6 protein-coding genes are annotated in these 9,361 nt (G+C 71.7%); 1 reads left to right on the top strand and 5 read right to left on the bottom strand.

Annotation, left to right across the window (positions count from 1 at the left end):
• The coding region (locus IF37_RS0114875) for a CdaR family transcriptional regulator (protein WP_030741971.1) at positions 1 to 440 on the top strand (440 nt) is incomplete at its 5' end.
• Between the two features lie 102 nt (positions 441 to 542).
• On the opposite strand, the gene serA is transcribed toward IF37_RS0114875, so the two are convergent.
• The 5 genes from serA to IF37_RS0114850 form a co-directional block, all read right to left on the bottom strand.
• Entirely contained in the window at positions 543 to 2,132 is a 1,590-nt protein-coding gene (gene serA / locus IF37_RS0114870; RefSeq protein ID WP_030741969.1) for a phosphoglycerate dehydrogenase, read from the bottom strand.
• Positions 2,133 to 2,359: 227 nt separating this feature from the next.
• Entirely contained in the window at positions 2,360 to 3,358 is a 999-nt protein-coding gene (gene ilvC, locus IF37_RS0114865) for a ketol-acid reductoisomerase (protein ID WP_030741967.1), read from the bottom strand.
• A 118-nt stretch (positions 3,359 to 3,476) separates the two neighbouring features.
• Positions 3,477 to 4,001, bottom strand: a complete 525-nt coding sequence (ilvN, locus tag IF37_RS0114860) for an acetolactate synthase small subunit (RefSeq protein ID WP_030741965.1) — start codon at positions 3,999 to 4,001, stop codon at positions 3,477 to 3,479.
• A gap of 26 nt (positions 4,002 to 4,027) precedes the next feature.
• Complete coding sequence (locus IF37_RS0114855; protein ID WP_030741963.1) at positions 4,028 to 5,878, bottom strand: acetolactate synthase large subunit; 1,851 nt, start codon at positions 5,876 to 5,878, stop codon at positions 4,028 to 4,030.
• A 258-nt stretch (positions 5,879 to 6,136) separates the two neighbouring features.
• Positions 6,137 to 9,181 carry a bifunctional diguanylate cyclase/phosphodiesterase gene (locus IF37_RS0114850; protein WP_030741959.1) on the bottom strand — a complete coding sequence of 1,015 codons (3,045 nt, stop codon included), beginning with the start codon at positions 9,179 to 9,181 and terminating at the stop codon, positions 6,137 to 6,139.
• Positions 9,182 to 9,361 lie beyond the last annotated feature (180 nt).

Genomic DNA, 9,361 nt, shown 5'->3' with positions numbered 1-9,361 from the left:
GGGCCGCCGGGCCGGCCGCCCGGGCCGCGGGGCACGCCGCCGGCATCGGTGAGCCCGGAGCGGGCCTCGCCGATCTGGGCACCAGGTGGCAGCAGGCTTTCGACGCCGCGCGGGCCGCGCTGGCCGAGCCGCGGTTCGGGCCGGTCGCCGAGTGGGCGCGGATCGGGGCGTACCGGCTGCTGACCGCGCTGCCGCCGCGGACCGCGACCGACCGCGTGGTCGGCCCGCTGCTCTCCCCCGCCCACCGGGAGCTGGCCCGCACGGCGGAGGTCTACCTCGACTGCGCGGGCCAGGCCGGCCGCACGGCGTCCGAGCTGGGCGTCCACCGCCAGACGCTGTACTACCGGCTCTCCCGGGTGGAACGGCTGACCGGCCTGGACCTGGACGACGGCGAGGACCGGCTGCTGCTGCACATGGCGTTGAAGCGGGCACGGCTGTGACCGTCCCCCGGGGCACGGAGAAGCGGGGCACGAAGGAGCAGGGCACGGAAAACGCCGGACGGGCCGACTCGCGTCGGCCCGTCCGGCGTTCGGCGGAAGCGCTCAGACCAGGTTCACCGAGCGGGCGGAGCGCGCCCCGATCTCCGCGGAGACCTCGGCCAGCACCCCGGCGCCGACGGTGTCGTCGACGGTCAGGACCGCCAGCGCCTCGCCGCCCACCGCGGCGCGGGCGACCTGCATGCCGGCGATGTTGATGCCCGCCTCGCCGAGGATGCGGCCGACGGTGCCGACGACACCCGGACGGTCCTCGTAGCGCAGCACCACCATGTGGTCGGCGAGTGCCAGGTCGACGTCGTACTCGCCGACCGCGACGATCTTCTGGAGGTGCTTCGGACCGGCCAGCGTGCCGGAGACCGACACCTCCTCGCCGTCCGCGAGCGTGCCGCGCACGGTCACCACGTTGCGGTGGTCGGCCGACTCCGAGCTGGTGGTCAGGCGCACCTCGACACCGCGCTCCTGGGCGAACAGCGGCGCGTTGACGTACGACACTGTCTCGTCGACGACGTCCTCGAAGACGCCCTTGAGCGCGGACAGCTCCAGCACCTTCACGTCGTGCTGGGTGATCTCGCCGTAGACCTCGACGTCGAGGCGGTGCGCGACCTCGCCGGCCAGCGCGGTGAAGATCCGGCCGAGGCGCTCGGCGAGCGGCAGGCCCGGCTTGACGTCCTCGGCGATGACACCGCCCTGGACGTTGACGGCGTCCGGCACCAGCTCGCCGGCGAGGGCGAGGCGGACCGACTTGGCGACGGCGATACCGGCCTTCTCCTGCGCCTCGTCCGTGGACGCGCCCAGGTGCGGGGTGCACACGACCTGGTCCAGCTCGAAGAGCGGGGAGTCGGTGCAGGGCTCCTTGGCGTACACGTCGAGGCCGGCGCCGGCGACCCGGCCCTCCTTCAGCGCCGCGTACAGCGCCGCCTCGTCCACGATGCCGCCGCGCGCCGCGTTCACGATGCGCACGCTCGGCTTGACCTTGCGCAGCGCCTCGTCGCCGATCAGGCCGAGGGTCTCGGGGGTCTTGGGCAGGTGGACGGTGATGAAGTCGGAGACCTCCAGCAGCTCGTCCAGGGACAGCACCTTGACGCCCATCTGCGCGGCCCGGGCGGGCTGCACGTAGGGGTCGTAGGCGACGACCTTCATGCCGAACGCGGACATGCGCTGGGCGACGAGGGCGCCGATACGGCCGAGGCCCACGACACCGAGGGTCTTCTCGGCCAGCTCGACGCCGGTGTACTTGCTCCGCTTCCACTCGCCGTTCTTGAGCGCGGCGTTGGCCTGCGGGATGTTGCGGGCGGTGGAGAGGAGGAGACCGCAGGCCAGCTCGGCGGCGGTCACGATGTTGGAGGTCGGCGCGTTGACGACCATGACGCCGGCCTTGGTGGAGGCGGAGACGTCGACGTTGTCCAGGCCGACACCGGCCCGCGCGACGACCTTGAGCTTCTTCGCGGCGGCGATGGCCTCGGCGTCCACCTTGGTGGCGGAGCGGATCAGGATCGCGTCCACGTCGGCGAGGGCCGGCAGCAGCTCGGAGCGGTCCGCTCCGTTGCAGTGCCGGATCTCGAAGTCCGGACCGAGTGCGTCGACGGTGGCAGGCGACAGCTCTTCAGCGATGAGTACGACGGGTTTCGAGCTCACGTGGGTCCTCACATGTGCGATGCGGACGGCCGTCCCGACGGCCGCAGGCGGAGGAGGGGGACTAGCCGCGGAAGACGCACGACGCTGTGGGCCTGACGCGTGTTGTGCAGAAGTGTAGTAGCGGGGCGGCGATCGTCATGCGCCTCCGCGTAAGGATCACTCGTCCGGGGCTGGACGGGGTGGACAACAGGGGCCGGGGCTGTCCGCCCCGGCCCCTGTCCGCAGGCTTACGCCTCCTCGTCGACCCAGCTCATCAGCTTCCGCAGCTGCTTGCCGGTGGTCTCCAGCAGGTGCTCGGAGTCCTGCTTCTTGTACTCGTTGTACTTCTTCAGACCGCCGTGGTACTCGTCCATCCAGTTGCGGGCGAAGGTGCCGTCCTGGATCTCGGCGAGGACGTTCTTCATCTCCGCCTTGGTGGCGTCGGTGATGATCCGCGGACCGGTGATGTAGTCGCCCCACTCGGCGGTCTCGGAGACGGACCAGCGCATCTTCTCCAGGCCGCCCTCGTACATGAGGTCCACGATCAGCTTCAGCTCGTGCAGGCACTCGAAGTAGGCGATCTCCGGCTGGTAGCCGGCCTCGACCAGGGTCTCGAAGCCCGCCTTGACCAGGGCCGCGGTGCCACCGCACAGCACGGCCTGCTCGCCGAAGAGGTCGGTCTCGGTCTCCTCGGTGAAGGTGGTCTTGATGACGCCGGCGCGGGTGCCGCCGATGCCCTTGGCGTACGACAGGGCCAGCGCGAAGCCGTTGCCGGAGGCGTCCTGCTCCACCGCGACGATGCACGGGACGCCGCGGCCCTCCTCGTACTGGCGGCGGACCAGGTGGCCCGGGCCCTTCGGGGCGACCATGCAGACGTCCACGCCGGCCGGGGGCTTGATGAAGCCGAAGCGGATGTTGAAGCCATGGCCGAAGAACAGCGCGTCGCCGTCCTTGAGGTTGTCCTTGATGGACTCCTCGTAGACCTGGGCCTGGATCGGGTCCGGGACCAGGATCATGATGACGTCGGCCTCGGCGGCGGCCTCGGCCGGGGTCACCACGCGCAGGCCCTGCTCCTCGGCCTTCGCCTTGGACTTGGAGCCCTCGTGCAGACCGACGCGGACGTCGACGCCCGAGTCACGGAGCGACAGCGCGTGGGCGTGGCCCTGGCTGCCGTACCCGATGACCGCGACCTTGCGGCCCTGGATGATGGACAGGTCGGCGTCGGCGTCGTAGAACAGCTCGGCCACTTTGGGTTCTCTCCTTGTGTGCAGGTGGTGCGTCCCACCGTATGACGGCGGGCGGGAAGGTGGTTCGGGGGTCTCGGCATACGGGCGACCGTCGATCGGCGGCCGCCCGTCGCGGGGCTTACGCCGTCCGGTCCAGGGCGCGCAGCGACCGGTCGGTGATCGAACGGGCGCCCCGGCCGATGGCGATCGTGCCGGACTGGACCAGCTCCTTGATGCCGTACGGCTCCAGCATCTTCAGCATGGCGGACAGCTTCTCGCCGGACCCGGTGGCCTCGATGGTGACGGCGTCCGGGGAGACGTCGACCGTCTTGGCGCGGAACAGCTGGACGATCTCCACGATCTGGGAGCGGGTCTCGTTGTCGGCGCGGACCTTCACCAGGACGAGTTCGCGCTGGACCGCGTGGCCGGGTTCCAGCTCCACGATCTTCAGCACGTTGACGAGCTTGTTGAGCTGCTTGGTGACCTGCTCCAGCGGCAATTCCTCCACGCCCACCACGATGGTGATGCGGGAGATGTCGGGGTGCTCGGTGACGCCGACCGCGAGCGAGTCGATGTTGAAGCCGCGCCGGGAGAACAGGGCGGCGATACGGGCGAGGATGCCCGGCGTGTTCTCCACCAGGACGGAGAGCGTGTGCTTGGACATGGTGTTCTGCTCTTCCTTGCCTGAGGTCAGTCGTCTTCGTTGTCGCCGAAGTCGGGGCGGACGTCCCGGGCGGCCATGATCTCGTCGTTGGAGGTGCCGGCGGCGACCATCGGCCAGACCATCGCGTCCTCGTGGACGATGAAGTCGACGACGACCGGCCGGTCGTTGATGGAGTTGGCCTCCGCGATGACCTTGTCCAGGTCCTCCGGGCGCTCGCAGCGCAGGCCCACGCAGCCCATCGCCTCGGACAGCTTCACGAAGTCCGGCACGCGCGTGCCGCGGGCGTCGGGGTTGACGTCGTCCGGACCGCTGTGCAGCACGGTGTTGGAGTAGCGCTGGTTGTAGAAGAGGGTCTGCCACTGGCGGACCATCCCGAGAGCGCCGTTGTTGATGACGGCGACCTTGATCGGGATGTTGTTCAGGGCGCAGGTGGTCAGCTCCTGGTTGGTCATCTGGAAGCAGCCGTCGCCGTCGATCGCCCAGACGGTCCGGCCGGGCTGGCCGGCCTTGGCGCCCATGGCGGCCGGGACCGCGTATCCCATGGTTCCGGCGCCGCCGGAGTTCAGCCAGGTGGCGGGCTGCTCGTACTGGACGAAGTGCGCGGCCCACATCTGGTGCTGGCCGACGCCCGCCGCGAAGATCGTGCCCTCGGGCGCGAGCTGTCCGACGCGCTCGATGACCGCCTGCGGGGAGAGCGAGCCGTCGTCCGGCAGGTCGTAGCCGAGCGGGTAGGTCTCGCGCCACCGGTTCAGGTCGCTCCACCACGCGGTGTAGTCGCCCGTGTGGCCCTCGCTGTGCTCCTTCTGCACTGCCTGCACCAGGTCGGCGATGACCTCGCGGGCGTCGCCCACGATCGGCACGTCCGCCTCGCGGTTCTTGCCGATCTCGGCCGGGTCGATGTCCGCGTGCACGATCTTGGCGTAGGGGGCGAAGCTGTCCAGCCTGCCGGTGACGCGGTCGTCGAAGCGGGCGCCGAGGGCCACGATCAGGTCGGCCTTCTGGAGCGCGGTGACCGCGGTGACGCTGCCGTGCATGCCGGGCATGCCGACGTGCAGCGGGTGGCTGTCGGGGAACGCGCCGAGCGCCATCAGGGTGGTGGTGACCGGTGCGCCGGTCAGCTCGGCGAGGACCTTCAGCTCCGCCGTGGCCCCGGCCTTCAGGACGCCGCCGCCGACGTACAGGACGGGCCGCCGGGCGGCGGTGATCAGCTTGGCGGCCTCGCGGATCTGCTTGGCGTGCGGCTTGGTCACCGGGCGGTAGCCGGGCAGGTCCATGACGGGCGGCCAGGAGAAGGTGGTCTTCTTCTGGAGGATGTCCTTGGGGATGTCGACCAGGACCGGTCCGGGGCGGCCGGTCGAGGCGATGTGGAACGCCTGCGCGATCACCCGCGGGATGTCCTCGCCCTTGGTGACCAGGAAGCTGTGCTTGGTGATCGGCATGGTGATGCCGACGATGTCCGCCTCCTGGAAGGCGTCCGTGCCGATCGCCGAGGACACCACCTGGCCGGTGATCGCGACCAGCGGGACGGAGTCCATGTTGGCGTCGGCGATCGGGGTGACCAGGTTGGTGGCGCCGGGGCCGCTCGTCGCCATGCAGACGCCGACCTTGCCGGTGGCCTGCGCGTAGCCGGTGGCGGCGTGGCCGGCGCCCTGCTCGTGCCGGACCAGGATGTGCCGCACCCGGGTGGAGTCCATCAGCGGGTCGTACGCCGGGAGGATCGTGCCGCCGGGAATGCCGAACACCGTGTCCACACCGACCTCCTCAAGGGAGCGGATGAGGGACTGCGCACCCGTGACGTGCTCGACGGGGGCGGACTGCTGTCCTCCGGAACGGGGCCGCGGCTGCGGATGGTGGGCCCCGGTGGCCTGCTCGGTCATCGGCATTCTCTTCTCGATGCTGAGGGTGTACGCGCTGAGGGTTTTTGCGAGGTTCGGGCGGGTTTTCACCGTTGCACGAAAGGCGCTCGTGCAACAAAAAACCCCTCGTGCCGGAAGGCAAGCGAGGGGAGCGCGCCGGTGAGGGTGCTGGGGCTTCCGGATCGTCCTCCGGTGAGCCCCAGCTCAGCCGACGCGCTGTCCAAGTACGAGAATTCGGGTGCGCATGGAACTGACCCTCCACCCGGCGCGCACCACGTGTCAAGTGGGTGGGACGGGCGTCTCAGCATGTGAGCGAAGAGCGCTGCCGCCTCGGAAGACGGCGGGGACACCCCCTGTGTACACCCCCTGCGGTTCTCGCGCACTGCCCGCGAACGCCGGTTCGGCCGGAGCGTGCGGCACCGGGTAGTGGCCGGAACCGAGCGCCCGGCGCAGTCGGTACTCGTCCAGCGGACCGGCGAACGCCACGCCCTGTCCGTGGGTGCAGCCCATCGCGCGCAACGCCACCACCTGCTCGGGCAGGTCGACGCCCTCGGCCACCGACTGGAGCCCCAGATCGCCCGCGATGCGCAGCAGCCCGCTGGTGATCTTGTGCAGCCGCGCCGACTCCACCACGCCCTCGACCAGGTTGCGGTCGAGCTTGAGGATGTCCACCGGCAGCCGCCGCAGGGCCGTGATGGCCGCGTAACCGCTACCGAAGCCGTCCAGCGCGATCCGCACCCCGAGCCGGCTGAGCGCGGACAGCCGCCGCTCCAGCTCGTCCAGGGAGATCCGGGGGTCGGTGTCGGACAGCTCGACCACCAGCGCCCCGGGCGGCAGCCCGTGCCGGGTCAGCAGCGCCTCCGGCGAGCCCAGCGGCGAGGAGCGGTCCAGCAGCCGCCGGGCGCTCACCCGGACCGCCAGCGGTACGGCGACCCCGGCCGCGGCCCGTTCGGCCGCCTGCTCCATGGCTTCCTGGAGGATCCAGCGGTCCAGTTCCGCGGTCTTGTCGCCGTCCTCGGCCACCCGGAGGAACTCGGCCGGCGTGAACAGCACCCCCTGCGAGGAGCGCCAGCGCGCCTGCGCGGAGACCGCCGAGATCCGGCCGCTCTGGAGGCTCACCACGGGCTGGTGCAGCAGCGTGAACTCGCCGTCGTGCAGCGCGGCACGCAGGCGCGTGGCCAGCTCCGCCTTGCGGACGACGTCCTGCTGCATCTGCGGCTTGTACAGCTCGACCCGGCCCTTGCCGGCCGACTTCGCGCGGTACATCGCCAGGTCGGCGTTGCGCAGCAGCTCCCCCGCGCCCAGGCCCGGTTCGGCGAAGGCGACGCCGATGGAGGCGTTGACCCGGACGTCGTTGCCGTCGATGGCGTACGGCTGGGAGAGGGTGCCCCGGAGCCGGTCGGCCAGCTCCAGGATGTTCCGCTCCCGGGCGGCCCGGTCCCGGGTGCCGTCCCCGACGATCAGGGCCGCGAACTCGTCGCCGCCCAGCCGGGAGGCGGTGTCCCCCTGCCGGACCGCGTCCTGGAGTCTGCGGGCGGCCTGGACGAGGAGTTCGTCCCCGGCCTGGTGCCCGATGGTGTCGTTGACGGCCTTGAAGCCGTCCAGGTCGATGAAGAGCACCGCCGTACCGCGCAGGGCGGCGCCCCGGTCGGTGGCCCGGCGACCGGACAGGGCCTGCTGCACGCGCCGGGTGAAGAGCGCGCGGTTGGGCAGGTCGGTCAGCGGGTCGTGCTCGGCGTTGTGCTGCAACTGCGCCTGGAGACGGACCCTCTCGGTGACGTCCCGGCTGTTGAAGATGAGCCCGCCGTGGTGGCGGTTGACGGTCGACTCGACGTTGAGCCAGCCGCCGTCACCGGAGCGGAACCGGCACTCGATGCGGGTGGTCGGCTCGTCGAGCGGGCTCGCGGCAAGGAAACGGCGCACCTCGTGCACCACGCAGCCCAGGTCCTCCGGGTGGATGAGCCCGGCCAGCTCGGTGCCCACCAGGTCCTCGGCGGGCCGGCCGTACACCCCGGCGGCGGCCGGGGAGACGTACCGCAGGATGCCGTTGGGCGCGGCGATCATGATGACGTCGCTGGAGCCCTGCACCAGGGAGCGGAAGTGGTTCTCCTTCTGGGCCAGTTCCTGGGTGAGGGTGATGTTGTCCAGCAGCATGATGCCCTGCCGGATGACGAGCGCCAGCACCACGGCGCCCGCCGTGATCAGTACGACGTGGTCGGGTCTGCGGCCGTTGAGGACGTTGTACAGGATGCCCAGGGTGCACACGGCCGCGGCGAGGTACGGGGTGAGCGCGGCGAGGGACCCGCTGAGCGGCCGGCCGGCGGGGTACCGGCCGTGCTCACCGGCGGGGTACCGGCCGCGCTCGCCGGCCGGTGCGGGTGGTGGCGCGTGGTGGTGGCCCGCGCTCCGCTGCCCCGGCACGTGTTCGTGCACCACGCGCGTGCGCCCCTCGGCCGGGCGTGCCTCCCGCGCGCCCTGGCGCCGGGGTGCGGCCCAGGGGGCGTAGGCGAGCAGCAGCGAACCGGCGAACCAGCCCGCGTCCAGCAGCTGCCCGGAGCGGTAACTGCTGTGCAGCAGCGGCGAGGTGAACAGGGCGTCGCACATCACGGTCAGCGCGAGCGCGCCGATCGCGGTGTTCACCGCCGTGCGGTTGCCCGGGGCGCGGCGGAAGTGCAGCGCGAGGACCATGCTGACGAGGGCGATGTCCAGCAGCGGATACGCCAGCGACAGCGCGGCGTGCGCCACGCTCGACCCGTCGATCCGGGCCGCCTGGGCGAGCGCGAGGCTCCAGGAGAGGGTGAGCAGCGAGCCGCCGATCAGCCAGGCGTCCAGCCCGAGGCAGATCCAGCCCGCCCGGGTCACCGGCCGCTTGGCGAGGACCAGCAGGCCCACGATGGCGGGTGGCGCGAAACACAGGAAGAACAGGTCGGCGTAGGAGGGGCTGGGGACGTCGGCGTGCAGGACGACCTCGTACCACCCCCAGACGGCGTTGCCCAGGCACGTCATCGTGGCCGAGAGGGCGAACAGCAGCCAGGCGGACCGGAAGCGGACGCGCGGGCTGCGGGCGTAGAGGAAACAGGAGACCGCGGCGGCACCGGCCGCCGCGCTCAGCCCGAAGTCGCCCATGACGTCGGCGATCCGGTCCGTGCCCCAGCCGAACGCGGCTCCGAGGGCGTAGGCCGCGCAGACCAGGGCGAGCACGAGCTGTTCCACCAGGCGCCGGTCACCGCCGCCGGCGACCGGCCGGCGGGGCGGCGGTGCCTCGTGCGGGTGCGGCGCTCGCACGGCACTGTCCAGCGTGGTCACGGAGGGCGGCGCGCTCACCGGGGCCTCCCGCTCCGCGTCGCTCCCGGGGACCGACGGTCCCGGGGCGCTGGACGCGCCTGCCCGCGCCGGCCGCCGGGCCCGCGCCGCTGGTGACTGTGGTGGCAGGTGTGGTCGCCGCGTCCCCGGGCGGCCGTGTGCCAGGGTCGCCGTCGGCGGCTCCGCCGCGTCGGATCGTTC

The sequence above is a fragment of the Streptomyces sp. NRRL S-31 genome, assembly GCF_000718775.1.
Classification (GTDB): domain Bacteria; phylum Actinomycetota; class Actinomycetes; order Streptomycetales; family Streptomycetaceae; genus Streptomyces.
This window is presented reverse-complemented; position numbering and strand designations above follow the sequence as displayed.

Excerpts from the sequence above, each read along its gene's own strand:
- ilvN (WP_030741965.1), bottom strand. The coding sequence starts at position 4,001 with ATGTCCAAGCACACGCTCTCCGTCCTGGTGGAGAACACGCCGGGCATC.
- IF37_RS0114855 (WP_030741963.1), bottom strand. The coding sequence starts at position 5,878 with ATGACCGAGCAGGCCACCGGGGCCCACCATCCGCAGCCGCGGCCCCGT.